The organism is Providencia alcalifaciens DSM 30120 (genome assembly GCF_000173415.1).
Classification (GTDB): Bacteria; Pseudomonadota; Gammaproteobacteria; order Enterobacterales; family Enterobacteriaceae; genus Providencia; species Providencia alcalifaciens.
Window position 1 is genome coordinate 51,134 of record NZ_ABXW01000053.1, and the last position, 25,200, is coordinate 76,333.

21 protein-coding genes are annotated in these 25,200 nt (G+C 42.6%); 7 read left to right on the plus strand and 14 right to left on the minus strand.

What is annotated here, in order from left to right; translation table 11 throughout:
* Window positions 1–25: 25 nt before the first annotated feature.
* A complete protein-coding gene (locus PROVALCAL_RS13285; protein ID WP_006659807.1) occupies window positions 26–289 on the minus strand; it encodes a YjbD family protein in 264 nt (87 codons plus the stop codon).
* Between the two features lie 144 nt (window positions 290–433).
* On the opposite strand from PROVALCAL_RS13285, the gene mnmH reads away from it, so the two are divergent.
* Together mnmH and PROVALCAL_RS13295 are read left to right on the plus strand one after the other, a co-directional pair.
* Window positions 434–1,555, plus strand: a complete 1,122-nt coding sequence (gene mnmH / locus PROVALCAL_RS13290) for a tRNA 2-selenouridine(34) synthase MnmH (protein WP_006659808.1) — start codon at window positions 434–436, stop codon at window positions 1,553–1,555.
* A gap of 128 nt (window positions 1,556–1,683) precedes the next feature.
* Entirely contained in the window at window positions 1,684–2,892 is a 1,209-nt protein-coding gene (locus tag PROVALCAL_RS13295) for an ADP-ribosyltransferase family protein (protein WP_006659809.1), read from the plus strand.
* 104 nt (window positions 2,893–2,996) lie between these two features.
* Here PROVALCAL_RS13295 and PROVALCAL_RS13300 read toward each other — a convergent pair whose 3' ends face one another.
* The 5 genes from PROVALCAL_RS13300 to PROVALCAL_RS13320 form a co-directional block, all read right to left on the minus strand.
* Window positions 2,997–3,641, minus strand: a complete 645-nt coding sequence (locus PROVALCAL_RS13300; RefSeq protein ID WP_039862128.1) for a LysE family transporter — start codon at window positions 3,639–3,641, stop codon at window positions 2,997–2,999.
* A gap of 121 nt (window positions 3,642–3,762) precedes the next feature.
* Entirely contained in the window at window positions 3,763–4,221 is a 459-nt protein-coding gene (locus tag PROVALCAL_RS13305; protein WP_006661738.1) for a YaiI/YqxD family protein, read from the minus strand.
* 155 nt (window positions 4,222–4,376) lie between these two features.
* Window positions 4,377–5,402, minus strand: coding sequence for a threonine aldolase family protein (locus tag PROVALCAL_RS13310; protein WP_006659812.1), 1,026 nt, complete (start codon window positions 5,400–5,402; stop codon window positions 4,377–4,379).
* A 102-nt stretch (window positions 5,403–5,504) separates the two neighbouring features.
* Window positions 5,505–6,146: a DNA oxidative demethylase AlkB gene (alkB, locus tag PROVALCAL_RS13315; RefSeq protein ID WP_006659813.1), complete on the minus strand. Its 642-nt coding sequence runs from the start codon at window positions 6,144–6,146 to the stop codon at window positions 5,505–5,507.
* A 45-nt stretch (window positions 6,147–6,191) separates the two neighbouring features.
* Window positions 6,192–7,070, minus strand: coding sequence for an EamA family transporter (locus PROVALCAL_RS13320; protein WP_006659814.1), 879 nt, complete (start codon window positions 7,068–7,070; stop codon window positions 6,192–6,194).
* Between the two features lie 84 nt (window positions 7,071–7,154).
* On the opposite strand from PROVALCAL_RS13320, the gene PROVALCAL_RS13325 reads away from it, so the two are divergent.
* Window positions 7,155–7,640, plus strand: coding sequence for a MarR family winged helix-turn-helix transcriptional regulator (locus PROVALCAL_RS13325; RefSeq protein WP_006659815.1), 486 nt, complete (start codon window positions 7,155–7,157; stop codon window positions 7,638–7,640).
* Between the two features lie 39 nt (window positions 7,641–7,679).
* On the opposite strand, the gene PROVALCAL_RS13330 is transcribed toward PROVALCAL_RS13325, so the two are convergent.
* From PROVALCAL_RS13330 to PROVALCAL_RS13350, 5 genes are all read right to left on the minus strand, one after another.
* The gene (locus tag PROVALCAL_RS13330; protein WP_006659816.1) at window positions 7,680–9,734 is read right to left on the minus strand and encodes an SWIM zinc finger family protein; all 2,055 of its coding nucleotides are present in this window, start codon (window positions 9,732–9,734) and stop codon (window positions 7,680–7,682) included.
* Entirely contained in the window at window positions 9,731–10,894 is a 1,164-nt protein-coding gene (locus tag PROVALCAL_RS13335) for a VWA domain-containing protein (RefSeq protein ID WP_006659817.1), read from the minus strand. The genes PROVALCAL_RS13330 and PROVALCAL_RS13335 overlap by 4 nt, the downstream gene beginning before the upstream one ends.
* A complete protein-coding gene (locus PROVALCAL_RS13340; protein WP_006659818.1) occupies window positions 10,887–13,445 on the minus strand; it encodes a DUF5682 family protein in 2,559 nt (852 codons plus the stop codon). The genes PROVALCAL_RS13335 and PROVALCAL_RS13340 overlap by 8 nt, the downstream gene beginning before the upstream one ends.
* Window positions 13,446–13,508: 63 nt before the next feature.
* The gene (locus PROVALCAL_RS13345) at window positions 13,509–14,618 is read right to left on the minus strand and encodes an ATP-binding protein (protein WP_006659819.1); all 1,110 of its coding nucleotides are present in this window, start codon (window positions 14,616–14,618) and stop codon (window positions 13,509–13,511) included.
* A 38-nt stretch (window positions 14,619–14,656) separates the two neighbouring features.
* Window positions 14,657–18,394: a DUF4132 domain-containing protein gene (locus PROVALCAL_RS13350; protein ID WP_006659820.1), complete on the minus strand. Its 3,738-nt coding sequence runs from the start codon at window positions 18,392–18,394 to the stop codon at window positions 14,657–14,659.
* 386 nt (window positions 18,395–18,780) lie between these two features.
* Between PROVALCAL_RS13350 and PROVALCAL_RS13355 the strand changes: the two genes are divergently transcribed.
* The 4 genes from PROVALCAL_RS13355 to PROVALCAL_RS13370 all read left to right on the plus strand — a co-directional run bounded on the left by PROVALCAL_RS13355 (window position 18,781) and on the right by PROVALCAL_RS13370 (window position 22,177).
* Window positions 18,781–19,173, plus strand: a complete 393-nt coding sequence (locus tag PROVALCAL_RS13355; RefSeq protein WP_006659821.1) for a RidA family protein — start codon at window positions 18,781–18,783, stop codon at window positions 19,171–19,173.
* 62 nt (window positions 19,174–19,235) lie between these two features.
* A complete protein-coding gene (locus tag PROVALCAL_RS13360) occupies window positions 19,236–20,204 on the plus strand; it encodes a threo-3-hydroxy-L-aspartate ammonia-lyase (RefSeq protein WP_036965741.1) in 969 nt (322 codons plus the stop codon).
* An 85-nt stretch (window positions 20,205–20,289) separates the two neighbouring features.
* Window positions 20,290–20,919, plus strand: a complete 630-nt coding sequence (locus tag PROVALCAL_RS13365; RefSeq protein ID WP_006659823.1) for a helix-turn-helix transcriptional regulator — start codon at window positions 20,290–20,292, stop codon at window positions 20,917–20,919.
* Window positions 20,920–21,292: 373 nt separating this feature from the next.
* Window positions 21,293–22,177, plus strand: a complete 885-nt coding sequence (locus PROVALCAL_RS13370; RefSeq protein WP_006659825.1) for an alpha/beta fold hydrolase — start codon at window positions 21,293–21,295, stop codon at window positions 22,175–22,177.
* Between the two features lie 62 nt (window positions 22,178–22,239).
* Here the strand turns inward: PROVALCAL_RS13370 and PROVALCAL_RS13375 are convergent, their stop codons facing one another.
* The 3 genes from PROVALCAL_RS13375 to PROVALCAL_RS13385 all read right to left on the minus strand — a co-directional run bounded on the left by PROVALCAL_RS13375 (window position 22,240) and on the right by PROVALCAL_RS13385 (window position 25,180).
* Window positions 22,240–23,124 (minus strand): 4Fe-4S binding protein, encoded by an 885-nt coding sequence (locus PROVALCAL_RS13375; protein ID WP_006659826.1) that lies wholly within the window; start codon window positions 23,122–23,124, stop codon window positions 22,240–22,242.
* Between the two features lie 91 nt (window positions 23,125–23,215).
* Window positions 23,216–23,878: a CerR family C-terminal domain-containing protein gene (locus tag PROVALCAL_RS13380; protein ID WP_006659827.1), complete on the minus strand. Its 663-nt coding sequence runs from the start codon at window positions 23,876–23,878 to the stop codon at window positions 23,216–23,218.
* A gap of 39 nt (window positions 23,879–23,917) precedes the next feature.
* Entirely contained in the window at window positions 23,918–25,180 is a 1,263-nt protein-coding gene (locus tag PROVALCAL_RS13385) for a M24 family metallopeptidase (protein ID WP_006659828.1), read from the minus strand.
* Window positions 25,181–25,200: the final 20 nt, after the last annotated feature.

Sequence of the window (25,200 nt, forward strand, 5' to 3'; positions counted from 1 at the left end):
TATGGGATGGAATACTAAAATTTTGCTAGCGATGACCTCGAGTATGGTTATTCGATGACCAGTTGTATGTCGCAGAACTTTCACTTACACGTTCTTTTTTCTTTTGGGTTCTTTTTGCTTTCACTTCTTTTTCAACTTCAGCTGATATTTCAGTAATGATCTGTTTTCTGACTTTGTTCTCTTCTGAATTGGTTAAATCACGCCCTACACTTTTACGCTCTTGAGCTAACCGTTGTCTCACCCGCATTTTTTGAGTTTCAGTCATTTCTTGCAGCGTTAGTATTTTCATGTCATTACCCCTTCGAAAGTTGAAAGACGACTTTCAATATAGCACTCCATTCTCTTTTCGTCCCAGATAAGGTGCCATCCTGCCTATTTAGGAGTATAGTAGCCTTCATTGAAATCTGAATTGATATGAATCATTTTATTTATTATGGAATTAGCGCTATCCACTCTTGAAATTCGCCAGATCCTCGCTTCTGACACCCCAATTATTGATGTTCGTGCTCCTATTGAGTTTCAACAAGGTGCCATGCCATCTGCACTCAATTTACCGTTAATGAATGACGAGGAACGTGCTGCTGTAGGTACGTGCTATAAACAAAAAGGCTCAAAAAAAGCCGTCGAGTTAGGTCATCAATTAGTGTCTGGAGAAGTGCGAGAAAATCGAATTAATGCTTGGAAAACAATGTGCCAACAACACCCTGAGGGCTATCTTTGTTGTGCTCGTGGTGGAATGCGTTCGCATATAGCCCAACAATGGCTAAAAGACGCCGGTATAGACTACCCACTCATCAATGGAGGGTATAAAAATTTGCGCCAAACCACCCTTGATGCCATTGATGAATTAGCACTGCGCCCAATACTATTAATTGGTGGCTGTACGGGGAATGGAAAAACATTATTGGTCCAAAGCTTCGATAATGGAATTGATCTCGAAGGTATTGCTCATCATCGCGGCTCCTCTTTTGGTCGTACATTAGAAACCCAGTTTTCACAAGCCACGTTCGAGAACCATCTAGCGGTTTCTATGTTAAAAAAAGCCCCCAAGCATAACCGATGGATAGTAGAAGATGAAGGTCGTGCGATTGGTGTTAACAGCCTGCCTGATTCACTACGTCGAGCAATGGAAACCGCAACCATCGCTGTCGTTGAGGATCCTTTTGAGCGACGCCTTGAAAGGTTAAAAGAAGAATACTTTGACCGAATGACCCATGATTTTTGGGCTGCATTCGGTGAAGAACAAGGTTGGATTGCCTACAGTGAATATTTACATCATGGATTGTATGCGATACGCAAACGTTTAGGCTCCCAACGAGCCATTGAGCTAACAAAATTACTCGATGGAGCTTTAATCGCTCAGCGCCAAACCGAAAAAACAGATGTCCATTTTTCGTGGCTAACCCCACTTCTCCATGAATATTATGACCCGATGTATCGTTATCAATTGAGTAAAAAATTGGATCGAGTGGTATTCAAAGGGACATATGACGAAGTCTCTGAATGGGTCAAACTGACCGCCAACGAGGAATGCCCCCCTCCATCATATAAATAACCTTCGCCATTTTTTTAGATATTGGTGATTTTCCATGCATAACATTGCTTTTTGCAAGTTACTTAATAACCGTTTGGTATGTTAGCTATGAATGTATCAACACATATAATTAACTTTGGAAGAAAACAATGTCTACTATTAGTACTCAATCAACTCAACATACACCTATACTTTCTAAGCAAGCACTTATTGAGAAACAAAAAACGCTCACCGACCAGATTATAAAAATCGAGCGTACACTGGATAACTATGAATCACGGTATAAAGTAAGCGAAAATAAGTTTTTGAATGAAAGACAAATTTATAAGAAATTGAAAATTATATGCAATGACGTGGGCGGTAACAGTCTGATCCGTTTCAAAAACAACACGTTTCGAAAGCAACCAAGTAGCAATTTTCTTAAACAGTTCTTGTTTGGCAGCCGTTATAAATTAGAGCTGCAGGCTGCGGCTGGTAAAATAGAGCCTTCAAAGAGTAGCGTGACAGTCATTGAAGGCATGATGTATTACCATCAAAAATCGGAAGAGAGTCTCAAACAATGTGATTCATTACTAAATGACATGAGCATTAAAGAAGATGCTCTCAATAAAGTTAGAGATGAACGGAAGCCAATTACAAAACAATTAGAAGATATTAAATCACAAGAAGTCGAAGCCCAAAAAATTGCAGAACAACGCAAAAAAGATTGTAGAAATTTTGCATTGATTTACCAAAGTAATGCTGGCTGTAAGGCGATTAATGCGCAAGCGAGACATCTTTATGGTTCATCCACTCGAAGCGCAAGCTTAAAAGGTAGTGACATCATCGCAGAATATGAGCGTGTTCATGGCGATAATATTTTTAGCAAAGGCAATAAACATTACAAATCTGACTTAAACTCTTATGCCAAGGGACTGACAACACTGGTCACAACTGCTGCAAATAACTGGTATACCCCAACAAGTACAAATACGACAACGTATCGTGGGCAAGGAATGACGAGTCGAGGGATCCAGACATTAATAGAGCATTTTAATGCTGATAAAAATCACGATAATAAAACGGTTTATCAACCAGGGCAGTTTTTCTCCACCTCTTCAAGATTAGCTATCGCTGAAGACTTCGCTCAGCGTAGCCTTGATAAGGTAAAAGTCATGTTTACTGTCATGGGTAATAGTGGAGACGGGATTTATGTTTCTAATGGATTTGGCTTTAAGGATAATGAGAGTGAGATGCTTTATTCTCCATTCGCAAATTTTACGGTGACCGATTTAACCCGAAATTCAGCGAAAAATATGTATCATGTTACATTAAAAGAAGTCCCATCACAGAAAGGGGCAAAATTACTTCCTTACTAAGCCAAACCTCGGCTATATCATCGAAAAACATGACACCGTCACGGAATATTGATGATATAGCCAATTAACAAAACCCTATTCCTATGCTTGATCTTCCAATGAGTCTATTTTTTAAAGACAAGCTCAGTAACACCTTGGTAAATCAATTTAGAAGCTAATCCGCTTATAATCAATCCCACCCCTTTACCAATAACTTTATGAATACGGGAATAAGTACGTCTAACAGAGGATAATGAGAATGTCTGGCACAATATAATACGCCAAATAAGAGATGCCAAAACAATTCCAAACCAAATCAAAAGTTTAGCCCAAAGCGGTGTTGACGGTGAAATCGTCGTAGAGAAAATACTCATAAAAAATAAAACGGTTTGCGGGTTAGATAGATCAGCAATTAATCCTCTACGGAAATAAACCCCTGTCGGAAAAATTTCAGTTTTATTTTCAGTTGCAAGAGACAGTTGCGTTTTATTTCGAAAAACACTGATCGCGTAATACAGTAGGTATAAACCACCTAAAATCTTAATCAGAGAAAATAACGATTCAAATTGGGTCATTAAAGCCACCAGCCCAAATAACCCTAATCCTGAATAAATCGCATCCCCTAAGACAACACCATAACCGCATATTAATCCGGCTTTCTTACCTGAACTTAACGTCGTTTGGACGACGGTGAATAAGTTAGCTCCGGGATTAAAAAAAGTCAGAACAAATAAAAACAGCGTAATCACAATACTGTGCAGTGGATCCATCATGGTGTCTCACATTTGAGGAGGATTTTTTTATTATAGACACAGATAACTCACCGTAGTGCAATCTATGTCAGGTTATTGAAAATCCATCCTAAGCGAAAAATGTGCTCCCCAAAAACAACTATGCCAACGATTTTCTGCGTTGCAGTAACCACTTATCCAATTCATTAGCAAATTGTTGACGATCTCGCTGATTTAAACTCGCGGGGCCTCCTGTTTGCACACCACTTGCTCGCATCGTATCCATAAAATCTCGGATGGTTAAACGCTCACGAATGGTTGCCTCACTGTAACGTTCACCTCGTGGATTTAACGCAACAGCCCCTTTTTCCATCACTTCTGCTGCCAATGGGATATCCGCGGTAATAATTAAATCCCCCGCTTGCGCTCGTAAAACAATTTCATTATCCGCAACATCAAAGCCCGCAGGTACTTGTAACGTTTTTAAAAATGGTGAAGGCGGAACGGACAAGCGCTGATTGGCCACAAACGTAATTTGCACTTTCTCTCTATCTGCTGCTCGATATAACACTTCTTTAATTACTTTCGGACAAGCATCCGCATCAACCCAAATTACCATCATTAACTTATAACCTATGTATCTAAAAATTTGTTGCCACACATCTATAGCAGTGATGAAAATTGAGAAGGAACTCACTGCTTAGCGTTAAAGCTGAGGATGATAGCATGAAAGCTGGAAAGTAAGCCCTAATCACAGGGCTTACACTAACTTAATTAACGCAGTGATTTGAATACGCGAATAAACGCCTCAACATCTTGCTCGCTTGTTGACCACGAAGTACATAAACGCACACACGTTTTACCCGCTTCCGGTGCCGGCATACTACTTAATACATAGTGAGTGAGCAGTTTTTTCGCTAAATCGTCCGGTAATACGACAAACACTTGGTTCGATTCAACTGGCGCTAAGAATTCAAAACCTTGCTGAGTAAAGAATGCCGCTAAGTGCATTGCCATCTCATTTAAATGTTTACCCAATTTAAAATAAAGATCATCTTTAAGCAGGGCGTTAAATTGCGCTGCAAGTAACCAACCTTTAGCCTGTAACCCACCTTTTTGCTTGATGCTAAAGCGAAAATCAGATTTTAAGCTTGGGTTTAGAATCACTAAAATTTCGCCAGTTAATGCGCCAATTTTAGTGCCGCCAATATAAAAAATATCGGTCAATTGAGCCAGATCCTCAATGGTGACATCACTTGCATGAGACATTAATCCTGATGCCAAACGCGCGCCATCCATAAAGAGCCATAAACCCTGTTCATCACAAATCTGGCGCAGTGCAATCAGTTCATCTTTGCGATAAACCGTTCCAATCTCTGTCGAGTTACTGATATATACCAATTTTGGCTGTACACAATGCTCATCAGTGTGGTGCGCTAATACTTGTTTAATCAATGCGGGTGTCAACTTACCGGACGCTGAAGGTACCGTGAATACCTTATGTCCTGTTGCTTCAATCGCACCCGTTTCATGTACGGCGATATGCCCCGAATCCACAGCAATAGCTGCCTGATGCGGTCTTAATACATGGGAGATAGCCGTTAAATTGGTGATCGTTCCACCATTAAAGAAATGAATATCTGCATCTGGACGACCAATACGCTGTTTTACTTGCTCAGCCACACTGGCGCATAACGTGTCGGTACCATACCCTTCAAAACGCTTACCCACTAAACTATTGAGTTCTTCCATCACTGCTGGGTGCGCTATTTCATTATAATCGTTAATAAAACTGTACATTGGCAACCTACCGTTAACTCGTGTTGTGTTAAAAACAAGCCAACAGTTATATGCGTATATTATTCAATATTCAATGATATTTTATCGGGGATCGATATCGCATTACTTTGCTGATTGTGAACGACGAAATGTGAGGTTAAATCGATACGCGCCGAATTGAGGATGAACCCCTGATTTAATGTGGCGTACACCATGGTAATTCAGTCGTGAACGTCCCCCCCAAACGAATACATCGCCATGTTCCAATTCAATGGATTTACGAGGATGCTCTCTCGTTGAGCCGCCAAAATCAAATATCGCCGGTAACCCTAATGAAAAAGAGACAATGGGTTGAGAAAAATCGGCTTCATCTTTATCTTGATGCAACGACATTTTCGCACCTACTCCATAACGATTTATTAAGCAGGCATCGGGGGCAAAACCAACGAAACCTGCTTTTTCAGCGGCATTTATCGATAATTGTTTAAATAATGCAGGCATTTGCGGCCATGCTTGTTGAGTGTTCGGGTCAATCGAAGAATAACGGTAACCATGATGATCAGCCACCCAGCCCCAATCTCCACAATTGGTCATCGCGACTGACATGGCATAGCCACTGGGTGTTTCCATATGACGTAGAGGTGCTTGGGATATCACCGCCGATAATTCAGCGAGTATTTGTTCCCCTTGCCCAAGCAGAAAACCTTTAAGAAGGTAAGCATCTGAGGCAATGTCGATCGTATTGTCTTCATCTGGAAATAGCATAATCACCACGTATCAGAAATGAGCGCCTATTCGGCGCTTTTCTATTTAAACCTCTTGCTGTCGCCTTTTCAAGGCTAATTTGCTCTCCACTCTTTGGCTCCCCCATACACTGAGTAAAATCACTAACATTCCCAGTAACTGCAATGGACTCAACTGTTGATCAAGCCATAACCACCCCAGAATCACTGCGCTCATCGGACTTAAAAAGCCCAATGATGCCACAGAACTCGGACCTAAAATGGCGAGTCCTCTGAACCATAATGCATACGTCAGTGCGCCACCAATCAGCGTTAAATAGCTCAACCCGACAATATTTAAGACACTCAACGATGGCAATGCAGGCTCAAGAAGCAATGCGAATGGCAGTAAAACTACCCCTCCGGCAGTTAATTGCCACGAGGTAAAAGTTAATGCCGAAACGGGTGGCTGCCAGTAACGACTTAATACCGTTCCCGCCGCCATCGAAAGTGCACCACCAAGTCCTGCAATAATTCCCGTAGCATCTAATGCGGCACTTGGCGTCAGTAATAAAATTGCTACCCCCAAAATACCACTCAACGCCGCAAAAATAGAAAGGCGAGATAATGGGCTATTTAATAACCATCGACTCAGAAACAAGACAATCAACGGTTGTATCGCACCCACCGTTGCCGCTACGCCACCGGGTAAACGGTATGCGGAGATAAACAACAGCCACCAAAATAGCGAAAAATTTAAAATGCCAAGAATAAATACTCGTCCCCACCAAATCCCCTGAGGCAATTTGCGTAAAAATAGTAAAAGTAACAATCCTGCGGGTAAAGCACGGAGCATGGCTAATGTCAGAGGCATACCCGCAGGCAGCATTTCAGTGGTCACTAAGTAGGTACTTCCCCATACAATTGGCGCCAGCGCAGTTAAAAATAGAATCCAATATCTATTCATGTTTACACTCTAATTGATTTATCTTGAGGTCAAGATAAATTCAAATTAGTTTGACGTCAAGATAGTTTATTGTATGATTTACCGATGGATAGAATAGATAAAATCACTCAACAATGGGAACGAGAACGCCCAGACCTTGATATCAGCGCCATGGGGCTGATTGGTCGCTTAGGTAACGTCGCCCACCACCTCACCCGTGAAATGGAAAAGGTGTTTACGCAATTTGGTCTAAATCGATCAAGTTTTGACGTACTTGCTACCCTGCGGCGAGCAGGCGCCCCTTATACCTTAACGCCCAGTGACATGCTGGCAACATTAATGGTCACATCTGGCACCATGACTAATCGCATCGATCAGCTCGAAAAAGCGGGGTATGTTGTTCGTCATGTTAATCCTGATGATGGGAGAGGCTTTTTAGTGAGTTTAACGGAGGAAGGACTCGAGTTGATCAACCGTGTCGTGACTGCACATACCGAAAACCAATCTCGTTTGGTCGCATCACTTTCTCATGACGAGCAGCAGGCATTGAATCAATTATTACGCACCTTTTTAAATGCCCTAGAAACATAGTCTATGGATGATGGGGAATTCCCTTTCCCCGCCATACCATTAATGATTAAATTCAAACGGCATAAGCATTTGCGAACGTTCAAATTGATCACAAAGATAAACCAGTCGCAGGAGATTATCTGCCGTCTGATTCTCCTGCTTTAGGTAGTGCATCAGCTGTTTTGCAAACCACAACATACCTAAATCCTGCAATGTATTAGCCACAAAGCTTAACTCTTCACGTTGGCTGACAGATAATTGTGTACGCCCAGTACAACTTTGTGCTTCAAGAATAGAAAAAATGGGGCGAGTGATTTGCTGCGCCAACAGAGGTTTTGGCACAAATACCGCATTATCTTGCTGTTTTTTCGCCATATACTCGCGAATAGCAGTCATAAATTTAGATGACTGTTTTTGGCGCGGGACTGATTCAAAATCGAGGTAAAACAGCTCAATGCCTAACTCTCTTTTTAACCAAAGTGTCTTGGGTATCAGGTGTAATTGCTGCTGATAAATATCGACTTGTACGGTAACTGCACGGATATCCCAATTCTTTTGTGTGATAAAACGTAATTCATCAATTTTATTATTTTCAATACCTTGCCAGTTTAACCGTAAAAATGCCCGATTTTGATTTGTATCCTTCACTTCCCAAATCACACATTGTTCAATCTCATTCCAGTGCAACGGTTCATAGCTTTCAATATGCAACACGACAGGCTCAAATTGAGCATCCTCCTCCCGTTTACTCAAAAAGGTTGCTGCCGCTTTCCAATCATCAAAGCCCAGCGTGTTTTTTAGTGATAGATAAGCATCATCTGTCATACGCGGCTCTATATTCACCGCATAGCTATCCCCATTAGCCGCAAGCTTGCCTTCATCGGACAAACGCGGATTATGCAACACAAAACCACTGCGCATTAGGTTATCCGCCGTTTGTTTCCAAATGGCTAAAGTCTGCCAAACACTCTGGCGGGTAAAGCTTGAGTCAAGGGTATTTGCACGTGCCTGACTACATTGAACGACTTTTTTCTCTTGGCTATCCCAAAAGCTAAATGTTCCGCCAAGTGCTCCACTTTGAGTCTGCCACCATTCGGCATTGATAGGTATTAACGTGAGTATGTCGGTTTTAGTATCATATTGACGGCGGCCAAAGGCGCGTAACCTAGGCATTTGCTCATCATTTGCATGGGTTAATTGATAGAGATAACTGCGAATTTGCGCAATAAATCTCAATACTTGCCCTTCATCCATCGTGAAATGACGCAGTGCCAATAATCTCACTTGATAGCTTAAACGCTTTAAATAATTCGCTAAGCGAGGTAAACCTTCTGCACGCGCCGACATATTGAGTAAATGTAATTGTGCCGCACTACTCTGGCTAATATGGGAAAGACCTTGGCGCAGCATATCCTGAATGAAATGTTGAATCGTGGCGATCACCGTATGCTCATCATCACTTAATGTTAGTGTCGCTTCATGGCTCGGCATCAAATCATCTGGCCAAATCCAGCGTTGATTCTGCTGTACAAATACCTTGGCAATTGCAGCCAAATGCAGTGCTTTTTGTTGTTTCTCAGGTAATGAAGAAAGCATTCCCTGAAAGCCATTACCACGAATATAAATAATCGGCTCTTCATATTGAGGTAATGTTATTTTCAACTGATTAGATTGGTCGTCGACGATCACTGTGTGATCTTGCCAATCCTGCAAGATCTTCACTGCTAAACGACAATCTGCCTTACTGTTTTGCTTTATCAATACAATAGGATCTAACGCTAATAGCTCTGGTAAGAGAGGCTCGATGTCAATAGAGTTGATGTTATTCTCTGTAGAATCAATTGATTGCTGACTCTCGTATGATTGAACCCAAAGCACGGCTGCAAGGATATGCTTACAGCACCCCGCCGCTGAACAATCGCAATGGGCTTTTTGCACACCTTGAGGATCTAATGTGACTTGCTGCCCATCACTGGTAAAAGTTCCATCCGCTAAACAAATGGGTGAGACTTTGTCATTTTCCAGATCTTTGCGGGCACGGCGCAATAATCCGACATTCGCAAATACCGCCAATGCGTCATCATCATAGTGTAGATAAACGGTTTTCCAACTCATTGCATCACCTCAGCTAACCAATGAGCGAAATGCTCCGGCGTTAATGCCGCCACACTCATGCCCCTATCCGCCAGCTTCTGCGCAATTTCAGTATCATAAACTGGCAATGCCTCATCATCTAACGCTGCCAATCCCAACAATTTGACCTGCTGGCTATGCAAACGCTCCGTGCAATTGAGTAGATGGTTCAGCGCACCACCTTCTTCGAAATCACTGATCAACGAAATAACCGTACGTTTTGGGTTGCGGATCAAACTTTCACAATAGTGCATCGCTTTGGCAATATCCGTTCCTCCCCCTAACTGCACAGTCATTAATACCTCAACTGGATCATGCGCCAAATGGCTCAAATCAACCACTTGAGTGTCAAAGACAATCAAGGAAACTCGAACAGTTGGTAATGCCGCTAAAATACTGGCACACACCGCCGCATACATAATTGAGCTTGCCATTGAACCACTTTGGTCAACACACAAAATCACATCCCACGGTAAATGTTGTTGCTGGCGGGCGTTAAAATACGGTGTTTTTATCACCAATCGTTGATTTTGTTGGTCGTAATTCTTTAAATTCGCCGCAATTGTCGCTCGCCAATCAAAATTGCGGCTATTGGGGATCAAAGAACGTTTAAAACGATTACGGCGTCCCGTTAGGGCTTGGCGGAATTGATGACGCATCTGGCTTAAAATATCATCCACGACTTTGCGAATAATATTTTTGACAGCATCTCTCGTCTCTTCACTCATTTTACCGCGTAAGCTTAACAATGATTTAGCCAACGCTTTTGTCGGTTCCATCGCATTAAGTGCCTGCGGGCTTTTTAATAAGCTGCTGATCTCGTAGCGTTCTAACGCTTGGGATTGCATTCTTTCAAATGTACTATTAGGAAACAATTTCCGCGCTTGGTTCAACCAATTAACCGCAGTTAGCTGCGAAGCATCGAGTGAACCATGACGACCACCTTCTTGGCGCAACCCACGGCGCTGATATTCTCGGCGATATAAAAAGTCCAAAGAGCGCTCAATTTTAAGTTCATCCGCATTTAATGCAGCTTGCCCCAATGCATTATCCGCATATTGCCCTAATATCAAACGCCAACGCTTAGCCAGTTGGTACTCTTCTTCCGTTAATGCAGTCTCTTTTGCTTGTGGCTTATCCATGAGATTGTCCCTCCGTAAATTCATCAAACCATCCAATGACCCCTTGCTGTGTAAGTTGATGCTGAATTTTTTGTTCTAATTCCATAGCTTGGAGTAACTCTTGCTGGTTAAATTGTGTTTGATGAAGCGTCAAATCTTGAGTTTCTAATGACAATTTTTGTGCCACAACTCGCGCCATTTGCGCATTTTGCTTAGGGGTTAATTGGCTAAATGCAAAACGTAGATCGGGTAATACCTGAATGAATCGTGTGTCATCCCACCCATTAAGCAGTTCATTCAGTTGCTCAATCAGCAGAGGTAAACGAACCACTAATTCCGGTGCCGTACGCATAATCCCGATGAAATAGCCAATTGCCAGCTCAGGATCACTACCTAAACTGAAGGTACGTTGGATTTCATTAATAAGAACCGATTCATCAATTTTTCCCCCCAGATAACGAATGGCATCCACGGCACCTTTAATCAGTGGCGTATGATTCAAACGTCCATCAAGCCGGTTTAATTGCGCATAAAACTCAGCGCTATAATTGGTTTCTGGGCTAATTTCGGGAATAAACGTGATCAATTCACGACAAGAAAGCAATGCATCAAAATAGTGTTCCTGTTGCTGTTCATCCCCTTGAGAAACTTGATCCAAACAGAAAAATATCTGCTGAACTACCCTATTAATACGCTCTTTGATGCCTGAGTCTTCTGCCAGATCGAAAAAACCACGTCCGCGCCATAAGTGCACTAGTTTATGACCGCATGCGACCAGCGACTCAAATTTATTATCTTGCTGAATATAACTATCGAGCAACATGAACAATGTTGGAATGCGCTGATGAAGCCCAATCAATGCCGCCTGCATCAGCAATGTCACTGCACTTTGGCTAGAGCGACTAACGCCTTGCTCTTCTAACTGTTTTTCCATCGCCAGAATTTTATTTAATGCAATGGACTTCAATTGCGTCCCTTTCTCTGAAAGCGCAATCAGCTCACCTTCTACATTAGGCGTCCACGCGTATTGCCACTCTTCAAATAATAAGTCCATCTGGTTACCCGACAGGAAATTGGGACCTGAAATGGGTTTAGCGAAATGGATCTCTAAAAATGTCAGAAGATGTAGAAAACGGCTGCGCAAGCGATGTTGCTTATTGCGATAAACATCCAAACGACTGGTTTTGGCTAACGTATCATCCAGTTTGAAACGAAGCGCTTTCGCCCGTGAATATGTCTCAGAAACCAACGGCGGTGAGAGTGTTCCTTTGGGTATTTGCCCTAATGTGAAACCGGAAAAGCAGGTTTTGATTTGCTGCCAAAGTTCATCTTGGCTTTCATCTAAACTGCCTTTGATAAAGGCACTTTGGAGTCCATCTAACAGATCATAGCGTCCCGCCCCTGTATGACCTCGAAAAGCGGCTAATCGAAGACTCTGCTCTGCCGCTAATTTGACGGATAAAAATCCAGGGGCGGCATCAAATTGTTTTTCGCGCAGGACTTCTGCCACGTAAGCCAAAAATTGAATACCCAACTGATTGCGATACGCCGCCGTTGCCGCGATTTTTTGCTCTGATTGGGCGGCACGTTCAGTAAGCAACCCTTCCCACACTTTTTGATAAAATGCAGGGGATGGCATGCCTGACGCGTAGCCATTCAACGCATCAAGTCGGTCAAAGCTATAGCGGATAAGCCATGCACTGTCCCGCTCAGCCAGCTTTTGCTGTGCAGTAAATTGCTTTTGTTGTTCTGTTGATAGCTCAAATTGATGGTCAGCCGTTTTTCCAAGCCCCTCGATCAACGCTAGAGTATGAAATCCGCCAGTCACCACGACAATTTTAGCATTCGGCTCCGCTGCTTTGATCGTCTGAATATGTGCTTGCATATGGGCTTCACGCTGTGTTGATCCTTCAGACACTAACACTTCAGGTTCATAATCTAAACGAGCCAAAGCACACCAAACAAAGCTATCACGAAAAAAACCGGACCAATTCGCTACTGACGCCAACGGGCGTAATTCAAACAGATGCTCCCAAAGCTCATCGTGATCACGGCATCCGCATTTTTTAGCAAGCTGCGCAATAAACAGGCTATGCGCAAGATAACGTTCCCGTTGCAGGCTATGATGCGGGTTTTCACTTTCATGATCGCATTCCACCTGCGCAGTCCATGGCAAGTCGATAAAACGTAATTGAGCTTGGTGCTGCTGCCCAATATGTAACGCTTGCCATTCTGGTGAGTATTCACAGAATGGAAAATACGCAGATTGCGTGACAGCGTCACTTTCATCGCATTGCTCGGGTGCGCCTTTTACTGCGGTTTGCCCCATGATAGCCACCGGTGGTCGTGTATCTCCATCCAGTAGACCCGCAATTAATGGATTAAAACTGTCGGGTCCTTCTATCAACACATAGTCAGGTTTAACCTGCTCGATTAAAGTGAGTACGCTGTATGCACAGGCAGGGCTATGATGACGAATGGGTGCAAAGTAGAGGTGCTGTTCCTCTAACATTTCCCATTGATCAAGCGCATGCTGTAGCCGTTCTGGCAGTGTGATATTTGATAAACTCACCGATGATTTCTCTTATTGAGGTCGTGTGGCAGCCTGACGCTAGCCACACGGTGATGACTCAGATTATTGCCAAAATTCACGCGAGGCGTCGAAAAAGGCTTTCCATGCTTCGCTCTGTTTTGCACGCTCACGGGCGACATTATCAATGTAATAACGCATCCGCTTAATATCATCGACATTATCTTTGAGTACCACGCCAATCAACTGACGCGCGACCGCCCCTGCATTCAACGTCCCATTCCCTAAATAGTGCGCTTCTAACGCACATGCATAAGCAATGTTGACCGCTTCAGCCGTAGACATCACCGCATCCGGAGTCTTAATACTCCCGCCATCTTTGGTAGTGCCCGAACGCAGCTCTTGGAACGTCGTCACTAATAGCTCAATAACCTCTGTCGGCACCGTCACTTTACCATCCAATTCGCCTAACTCTACGGTGAGTTGCTTATTGATTAGTTCAATTTCAAATGACGGATCTTGGATAGGTTTGACGGTTTCGAAATTAAACCGGCGTTTGAGTGCCGATGACATTTCATGGACACCACGGTCACGTAAGTTGGCAGTACCAATTAAGTTAAATCCTGATTTCGCGCTGATCCGTGCATTATCTTTCATCTCAGGGATCATCATCTGTTTTTCTGACATCATACTGACCAATACATCCTGAATTTCAGGAGGACAGCGGGTGATCTCTTCAAAACGGACAATTTTACCTTGCTGCATGCCTTGATATAACGGTGAGCTGACAAGCGCTTTTTCTGTTGGACCTTCCGCCAGCAACAGAGCGTAATTCCATGAATACTTAATATGGTCTTCCGTTGTGCCTGCCGTCCCTTGAATAGTTAACCCCGAATCACCACTGATCGCCGCGGCTAATAACTCAGACAACATGGATTTTGCTGTACCAGGCTCCCCCACCAGCATTAATCCTTGTTTTCCCAGCAGTGTTACAATAGCGCGATCCACTAGCGCATCATCGCCAAAAAATTTAGGTGTGATCTGTAATGCCTCATCGCCCAAAATAAATTGGCGCACTGCCCGCGGTGAACGTAGCCAACCCTGTGGTTTAGGGTTCGCTTTATCTGCTTGAGTTAATCGCTCTAACTCATCCTCGAAACGGACTTCTGCGCTCTCACGCAGAACCCCTTCCGTTACTTTTTTCGCCTTTGCCATGTCTGTTTCCTAAATTGTTGTCTTTATTATTTGGGTAATCACCAAGGGGTTTTCTTTTCCCACTCAGGATCAAAACCGGCACAGGCATCTGCGACTTTCAGGTAGTCAGCATAGCTTTCCGCTAATAAAATCGGTGGGACATTTTTTAGCTCAACATAGCCTCTATCCCATGAACTTTTTTGTGCGCGATCGAAGCTCAAGGAATATAACACCGCAGGAATATTCTCTTCCGGTACGTAGCTTCCGCTGAATTCCATATACACATAGCAATCTAAACTGGAGAAATATTTAAAATAGTGACAGAAGCTTCCACCATCTTCCGCTTGACCTCGCTGATAGCCCATCTTGGTCAGTACACCACGTAAGGTAAAGGTATCCGTAACCCAACCTTTCTTATCTTCAATTTCAGTCAGGGTTAAATCCAGCGCTGGGATCGTGTGATCCATTTGAGAGAATAAAAACTTCACTTTGTAATCTTTGAAGTGGGCGATCCACGCTTTGCGGTCATCATTCGATAACAATGCAGCATGAGCGAGTTGAATACTGGAGCCTATGCTAAGTTCTACTTCATCATCATCGAGGTTCAATAAACAACCATCATCGGATGGGCGGAACTGATTAATCACTTGGTCATCTTTTATTTCTAACCAAACGAGTCGCTCAATCAAACCGCGCATCACAGGGTGATTTTGGATATATTCTTGCCAATCAGCGGTGCTCCACACGCGCTCAGCACACATGGCTTCATACAGACGCGCAGTTTGTAATTCAATGACTTGCTTGAGCTCTTTCTTGCTGGATGTCAGTAATTTTTTCGATTCTTTAATCAGCTCTTCGTTATCCGTCTTACGAGCAGCGGGTAATGCTTTTATCTCTTTACCTTCAGGGTTAAACAACACCAGTTTTTGTTGGGCATCGAGTTTTGCTGTAAACGTGCGGTCGCCGTATTCCAGCACGATGGTGCCCGTTTCATCCATACCTGCTGTTGGAATGGTACGATCCGCTAATTCATCCGCGCTCCACCCGTTACGCTGAGCAATATCAGCCACCAGTCCACGGGCTTTTTCCTGTACTGAAGCAGTGCGATACCGGCGAGAGAGTGACAATAAGAGTTGGATAATCAAAGGATCATTGCTAACTGCAATCGCATCAATCATGGCTTCAATTTGGGCACGGCGTTGGTAATGATCACGCATATACTGACGTAACATAGTGACCGCAACATGCCCTTCGATACCACAAATTAAAGCCAGCATCCCTTTTTCACTGATTGCTGAACCTAAATAACGACCTAAAACTTCGTTTTTGATTTCATTGATGGTCTGCTCAAGGGTGAAGTTCTCATATTTCGCATAATATTCAGGCCAACGTTTTACCCAATCTTGGTAATTTTTCAAACGCTGTGGAGCATCTTTTTCTGCTTCTGCCATCGCAGCTTCCAATGACGGACCAGCCACGTCTTGGCTAATAAAGCTATTTAAAATAAAGCTGCCTAATTTACGCTGACTTTCTAACGATAATAAACTGATATAACGCTGTAATAAGCCGTTACCCGCAGGCATTTTTAGCTTCACCGCCAAAATGATCCACCAGCGAATAATATCAGGATCAACCGCCTTGTTATCTCGCCATGTTATCGCCGGGATGGAGTCTAAATCAAACCATGCCATGCTGGCTGGTGCTTTAGCTTTTAAGCCTTTTTGTGCTTCGGCTAAAAGCACTTTTGGCGCTAAATAGCCGGAAATATCTTCGCCAAGCTGTTCTAGTGCCGTCAATAACGCCGCTCGCACAACTTCGCGTTTCTCTTTTTTCAGTAAGCCATACAACGGTTTGAGTGAGTCTGGGTGCTTCAAGCGAGCTAACCATTCTATCGCGGTAACGCGGATCTCTTGCTTGCCCGACTCTAGCCCTTCCGCCGCATTCACATGAATATTTGGTAACGTTTCCAATAATTTTTGCGCACTTAAACGGTGGGTTTTATTTTCACCTAATGCTAACTCCATGATACGCGGAATAAATCGCGCTGGAATCGTCGGATATAACGCCAAAATAGCAACTGCATTGGATGCATCATATTCTTGGTAATAGCGGTGCCCTTCATGTTGCGGGATCAGCCCCAATGCTTCACTTAAGAAGTCTGGATACTGCATAAAGAAAGGCCAAACCTGCGCAGGTTCTCTAAATAACGATAACCCATGGTTATACGAACGCAGGCAGAGATCGGCGATTAAGCGGCTACCATGTTTAAAATGGCATTGTTCCAGCGCACGTTCTAACTGACGCAAATCGAGTTGTGAAAGGATCCGTACAGGCACTTCACGGGTGAGTTGATAGTGAGAAAAGTGGTCAACATCTGAGCGGTTATGGCTTAACAAACGTAGCGCATGGAACAGCGTAAATTCCGGTAGATTGTTAATACGCTCTTTATGTTTAAGAATATTATATTCATGGTCAGTAATGACCCCTACGCCTGTATTGAGTTTAGCTAATAAACCTGCGCACTCATCTTCGCTGTGCTTTTTAAACTCATTGTAATGGCGTTGTGACCACGTATATTTATGTTTTTCCTGCTTATTCTCTTCCAGCTCGCGTTCCGCATTTTCTTTGGCTTTTTGCAGCATTTCGCGGAAGTTAGACACCAGAATCTCAGCCGTACCCTCTGGTAACGGAGTATCTTCTATAAATATCACTTCCGGAATATCCACGTCTTCCACTTCGCTCGCACAATCCATAACATCAAAACGAGAAAGCGCACTTTCAATACTTTTTAGCACGGTTTTATTGGTTTCGACTTTCAATGCCGCTTCAAGTATGTCTCTATCTTTACCGATACGGGCAAACAGATCCGCAGCTTGAGTGCGTTGTTTTGGCGTTCCTTCTAACAGCACTTTGGTTAAATGGGTTTTTACCGCATCATCCGGCAGGATAGACATCACTGGCTCTGCCGCAGAGCGTACCGTTTTCAGTGAGCTGGTTGCCAGCAGCACTAAAATATCAGCAAAAACACAGTATAGTGCTTCATCTTTTTTCAGTGTGTCGATCAGCTGTACCTGGCCACACGCGGAAAGATTACTTAACAACGTTTGGCGAATAAAATCTTGTTCAGCAATCAAATAGTCTTTAAAACCAGGTATCGCGAATAGTAACGCTAAGTTTTCATAGTGGTAATCAGACAGGTTTTGTCTATCAAAAATACCGTATAACAGCGTATGACCAGCTTGTTCCGCTTCACTTTCAACTAACTGGCTTAATAGCTCATAGCTCCAATGTTTGCGATGCTCATATTTTGCATTGCGGGCGTTATTCTCAAACGTGGTTCCAAACGCATCACATAGTAAATATAGCATCCAAGACGGTAGCTCTGGTGTTAACACCTTAATATTGACCTCTTGGCAAGCGGCTGCCACAACTTTGGCAAAACGAGCAATCTGGACAGGCGTAATCTCATCACCGACTTTAGCATACAATTTATGTCGCGCATTTTTGCCTTGGCGGATTAGCTTGGTATAAGGATTCGCATCAAAACTATGGCTGCCCCACCACCAATCTACTGTCCCTGGCTTATCTAATAAAATTGTGGCTTTTTCTTTATCCAACTGACCTAATTTAATCAAGATTTCAGGGGATTTTCCGTCAATAACATAATCAAATAACGCTTTTGGTAAGCTTTCTTCAAATGCAGCCAAAGGAAGCAAGGATTCTTGTAAATATTGTAACCCCGCAGTTGATCCTTTTTCGCCATATATTGGAAGAAGGTCAAAGGTGATTTTAGCCATGTCAATTTCCTAAATGTAGTTATATAACAACTTCTTATCATTTTTAGTTATTCGTCTCAATTTGATTATTCTTATTCCTGATTATTTAATTTTATTGCTTAATTATGCACCTGGAATTAAATATCAATAATTTAAATATTCCCCCTTTATTTACCCAGAAACCTTCCTGGATTCCTAATATGACGGAAGATTAATTAGCAATATAGGGATTAACACGATGATTACCCGTCATAACAATTTTTTTCAATTTTTGAATTAATTGCACTGATATCCATCGGCAAATTTGCACAAATTGTTAGTTTATTTAAACAGCAAAAGCCTGTTGACTAAACTTATAGTCTAATATTAGACTAATTGTATAAATATATTCCACATAAGGAACAGTCATGAGCCAGAACATCATTTACACTAATGCCCCTCAATTAATCCCGCCTAGAGGGCACTATTCACACACCGTCACGGCGAATGGTTTTGTCTTCGTGTCAGGGCAATTACCGACAGATAACCAAGGAAATGTGTACGCAGATACTCCATTTTCTCAACAAGCTGAGCAAGTTTTAGCTAATTTAGATGCCTGTTTATCTGCGAGTGGCGTTGCTCGACAACAACTGGTGCAAGTGCGTGTTTACATTGCTGATATGGACAATTGGCAGATTTTTAATCAAATTTATGCTAATTGGATTGGAGAATGTCGGCCTGCTCGTGCAGTTGCAGGTGTTTCCGAACTTCATTTTGGTGCAGGAATCGAAATTGAAGCCACGGCAATCGCAGCAAATTGAAGTATTCAACGCCATGTTCTAAAAAATTATCAAGAATAAGCTATTAAACAATGGGGTATATCATGTCTGAATTAACGTTACCGACCTACCAAGATGTCGAAGCCGCTGCACAACGTATTGCAGGTTTTGCCCACAAAACGCCAGTAATGACATCCACTACCGTCAATAATGAGTTTGGTGCAGAATTCTTTTTTAAATGTGAAAATTTCCAACGCATGGGTGCCTTTAAGTTTCGAGGAGCGCTTAATGCACTGTCACAGCTATCCCCAGAACAAAAAAAAGCAGGCGTTATTGCCTTTTCATCTGGAAACCATGCACAAGGTATCGCGCTGGCGGCCCAAATATTAAATATTCCAGCAACGATTTTAATGCCTATTGATTCCCCTGAAGTTAAAGTCGCTGCCACGCAAGGATACGGTGCAAAAGTCATCAGATTCGATCGTTATACTCAAGATAGAGAACAACTTTGTCGTGAACTGGCTGAACAAAACGGGTTAACTATCATCCCCCCTTATGATCATGTTGATATTATTGCGGGACAAGGTACAGCAGCCAAAGAACTCTTTGAGGAAGTGGGTGAACTCGATGCCCTATTTGTCTGCTTAGGCGGTGGTGGACTGCTCTCTGGTTGTGCCCTTGCCGCCCGAGCTTTATCACCAAATTGTAAAGTGTATGGTGTTGAACCGGAGGCTGGAAATGATGCCCAACAATCTTTCCGTAGCGGAAAAATCGTCCATATTGCAACCCCAAAAACGATCGCTGATGGTGCACAAACCCAGCATATCGGTCATTATACATTCGAACTGATCAAGCAAAACGTTGATGATATTTTAACCGTTACCGATGCACAGTTAGTCGACCGCATGAAATTCTATGCTGAACGTATGAAAATCATTGTGGAGCCAACCGGTTGTCTCTCTTTCGCTGCCGCTTTAAACATGAAAGAACAGCTGCGAGGTCAACGCGTTGGGATTATTATCAGTGGTGGAAATGTGGACATTAAGCGCTTCGCAGAATTAATGTTAGCTTAAGTAATTTATGCCCCTTCTCTATTAGAATTGAAAAAAATAGTTTAGAATTTAAAGAGATATCCAAAATAGACGAAGGGGTATAATCGTGGCAAAACCAAAAGAAAACAGTTTATTGGCTCAAATTGAAGCCATTGCACAAGGATTGAGTGAGACCTTTGCCCCTTTTTGTGAGGTCGTCGTGCATGATCTCAAAAACCCTGAGCATTCGATTATCTCAATTCATAACAACCTTTCTGGACGTAAAGAAGGTGAAGCAACCACCGAGTTGGGGCTTGCACGTATTGAATCTGCTGACTTTCCCAATATCATCACTAATTATGCGAACCAATTTCCGGATGGACGCCCTGCTAAAAGCACCTCCATTGGTATCAAAGATGAAACAGGTCAATACGTTGCGGCACTGTGCCTCAATTTAGATATGACGCAATTTCGAAATATGCAAAGCATGCTTTCACAGTTTACCGAAGTCGGATGTAGCCCAGTAAAAGAACATTTAGAGCCAAATGGTAGTGAGGCCATTCGTGCTCGTATCGACCAGTATGCCGCCTCTATTGCGGCAACTCCGCGTACACTCAAAGCGGATGATCGTGTTGCTCTTATTGAGCTATTACGCAAAGAAGGTCTTCTTGATATTAAAAAATCCATGGATACTATCGCACAACATCTTGGTGTTTCCCGTGCGTCTGTTTATTTGTACGCCAAGAAAGACAGTTAAGACTCCCAGATAGCTTTTCCTTGCCAAAATTCATCAATAGATACGAGGAAATAGTTCACTTTTAACGGTCGGTCAATAACGTTGGGTGGGATAAAAAGCACAAACAGATGATTATTGGTATGAAAATTCGCGCAATATCGGGTACAACTGCTTTTGTTGTATGGCTGTACCCACTAACAAAGCCCCCAGCGGGTAAATACCTTTCCCCTTCAATTTTTCTGAAAAAGGTTTATTAGGTTGCTTGAACTACTTTGTTTATCATTGATAAACAAAAGTAAATGGAGCTTAAATTAATAGTGATTGTTTTTTTTAGCACTCGCCTTTCTCGCTGAGTTATTGCATAAATAACTATCACCAAAAATAGGGAAATAAAATGACAGAGACAACACCATTATCATTGTATTACGACACGTTTGGTCAACCTGCTAATCCAGCCGTCATCCTTATCGCTGGTTTAGGTGGGCATAATATTAGTTGGACCTCGGAATTTTGCCAACAAATTGCCGACGCTGGTTTTTATATTATTCGCCCCGATAACCGCGATGCCGGCTTATCACCACATTTAGATAATTATCCACCACTGAATATAAAAGAGTTATCCGAACGCTTACAACGTGGTGAACAGGTTGATGTTCCCTACACCTTATTTGAGATGGCAGATGATATCATTGGATTGTTAGATCAATTATCGATTGAAAAAGCCCATGTTGTCGGTCGCTCAATGGGCGGCATGATAGCGCAAGTGGTTGCATCAAAAGTACCAGAGCGTATTCTTTCGCTCTGCCCAATTATGTCATCAACGGGTAACCCTCAGTTACCGCAAGGCGAACCGGACGTCATGCAAATGTTGATGTCACCAGGTGTTGATCCTAAGCAGGACTTTGAAGGCTATCTTGCGGGGCAAATTGCATTTAATCGCCGGATCGCCTCGACTTGTGTTCCATTTGATGAAGAAAATTGCCGTAATTATATTGTACAAGCCTTCCAGCGTAACTATTCTCCTGAAGGCACTAAGCGACAGCTCGCTGCCGTTGCAGTAACTGGAGATTTAAGACCACACTTAAGCGCAATTACCGCGCCAATATTAGTGATCCACGGCTCTGCTGACCCACTATTTCCGGTCACTTCTGGGCAAGATATTTTCGACAATATTGAAACGGCTAAATTAGAAGTGATTGAAGGCATGGGGCACGATACCCCATCCGCATTAAATCCTCAAATTGCCGAAATGATCATTGAGAATATGCAAGACAATTAATAAAAATAGGATGACATTAAGCGCCCAGATCGTGGCGCTTTTTTATGAATAAAAGGCGCTAATTATAACCAACCTTGCTTTTTATGCTGCGCGCATATTGGGCATAGGGTTTCTTGTGCGGTCCATGTGGAAAATGGCAACTGGCACTTTTGGCATGTCCCGCCATAATAATGGAACTGGGTAGGTTCACTATTCTTCGCAACATGTGCATGAACATGGATAGATTGCGGAAAACAAACGACTTGGCAGCTCATACACCCCGTACAGCGCTTATCGTCTATGCTAAATTGATAATTTTCAATTTCAATGGCTTGTTCATCACACACTTTGGCGCAGGCACCACACAAAATACAACTTGCCTTATCTAATTCAACATGAAACCAGCTATCTTCAGGATAAAACTGTTTTCTGGCATTTAAACCTGTCTTTACCTTACCGCTGTCTAAGGGCTGATTATCTAGTTTTTGACGAAAAAGCATTCTACGACGCCCGCTGTCCACTTCGGCAGGTTCCGTGATCATCAAGCGCCAAATAGGCTCTTGCAACGTTTCCAGTTTTAAATTTAATGCCGCTAACGCAGGCAGCCATTTATCGACTAATGGTCTGGGGATATGCATGCCTCTAATTGCATATTGACGATGCCAAACAATCAATTCTTCTGGACTGGCGAGTGGCTCATCATGACTGATAACAAGAACGCCATTTTGGTAGGTTCGTTCGTGAGGTTCAATATTTTCAATTGCATCGACTGGACACGTAAACAGGCAGTTACCACATTGATAACATAGCTCATTATCAATTTTGGCATCCATAAAACCGAAAGAAATCGCGCCAACAGGGCAACTGTTAGCACAATTATTACACACACTATTTTTCAGGCGTTTATGAACACACTTATCATTAATAACAGGTTCTGGAGGAAGATCTAAATGAATGAACCGCCGCATAATATGACTGTTTACCTTTGATGATTAAACGTAATGTTACCTTAATCATCTTAATGCAACGGCTTAAAATTAACATGATGTAAGTTAAAAATTAACGCGGTATGATCGCATTGCACGCAAATAAGCTGACTTGTTCTAAGATTTCATCCAATAAATGTGCATCAATACGATCTTGATTTAAACGTTTTAATAATGATTTTTTCGCAATCACAAACCCTAAAATTTGACCAATTAAAGCATGAGCTGAAATAATTGCCGAATGTTGCTCTTCTTGGGTGATAAATTGAATCAACAACGTTAAGCGAGAGTGGAAAGGCTCAATAAATTCCTTAAAGATAATATCCGCGTTTTCAGTGGGTTCCAACTGCTCACGAAGAATTAATATAGAATAATATTCATGTTCTGGGGATAATAACGCTAAACCCAGCCCTTTCATTAATAAACGGAGTAACGATTCAACCTGTACCGCCTCATAATCTGCTTGCCCCTTTAATTCCTCAAATTGCACATCAAATGTACTTACATTACTCATTTGAGCCAGATCTGTTGCAATCTTACGAATAACAGCTGCATAGACACCCAGTTTCCCTCCCATGTGATAAGGGATAGCGGATTGATTAACCCCTGCGCTTTCAGCCAATTGACGAGTCCGAACACCATTAATTCCGTAAAGTGCAAATTGCTTGATGCCTTCGTTCACTAATTTTTCTTTCGTCAGTTCAGAAGAAAGCGTGTTTTTATTCATTTCTGTCATATGCAGCTGAGGATCCTAATTACATCGAATGTAACAACATTATACGTCAGCACGCATTAAATGAGTCGAATTATTATTTAATTCTATTCCTTTCTCTTTTCCCACAATAACCGTACCGCCAAGATTACATAAATGATAATCAAAGGCGCAATTAGGCTCAAACGCGAATGTCATGCCTGCTTTTAATACTAAATCACGCCCAGGATTAGGTAATCGACTAATATGCCCATATTTTTGAGCTAACGGTAATACTTCAATTCCTGGTGCAGTACCAAAACCAATAGGTCCATAAGGATTAATGCTATGAATAAGCGGATGAACATGCCAACCTTTTGCCTTTAATAAAGGTTGTTCCATTTTGTCGACCAACTCTCCGAAGGTAACCCCCTCTTTTAGGTTTTCAACACCGATTTCATAACACTCTCGAGAAACTTGGGCTGCTCGCTCAATATTGGGATGCACTTTACCGACGGCAACCGCGGCTTGATGTTGAGTTTCATACATCCCATATAGAGCAAAAATTTCAGTTAATACAATATCCCCATATTGAATTTCTCGCGGTTTTTGTGAGCGGTATTGCCATGCTGGCTGTCCCCACCCAATGTATTCCGGTCCTGAACCCATCAAAATTTCTGCCGTAAATCCTCCTCGAGATAAACATGTTGACGTGACGGCGGCTGCAATATCTGCCTCTGTATTGCCCGGAACCGCCGTTTTACGCATCGCTTCACTCATGGCCTCTCCTATCATCGCGGCATGTTTAATATGGGCAATTTCTTCATCACTTTTGATGGATGCAAGCTGGAAAAACGCTTTGTAAACAGGAATAAAACTCACATTAGGTAACTGCTCCTTAATACCAGACAACGTATTAAACGGCATCGCTCCATCAAAATAAAATGGGGGATAAGGTTCAAGACCAATGACCCCGATACGCGCATAGGATGCAACACCTAGCTGAAGCAGAATATTACCAATGTTTCTCCCCGTCTTTCCGACCATAATCTGCTCTGCTGTAATCCATTGCATATCGTGGCGCAAAGAAGCTTGCATATGATCCGCTACCATCATTGGCGCGAATGTCACAACAACAGGAGGCTTATCTTGGTGAAACAGCACCACTGAACCTAATCTATCATTGGTAAAGTAATGGTCGATACAAAATGGTGCTGGTGCCGCGGACTCGCGATCACCGTATACCATTAAAAATTCAAGGTTATTCTCTCTCATTATCTGGCGAGCCAGTTCCCATCGTCTATCTCGCTCTTTAAGAGTCAATGCAGCGGGTATTCTTGTATTCATCAGTATTTCCTTCCCATCAA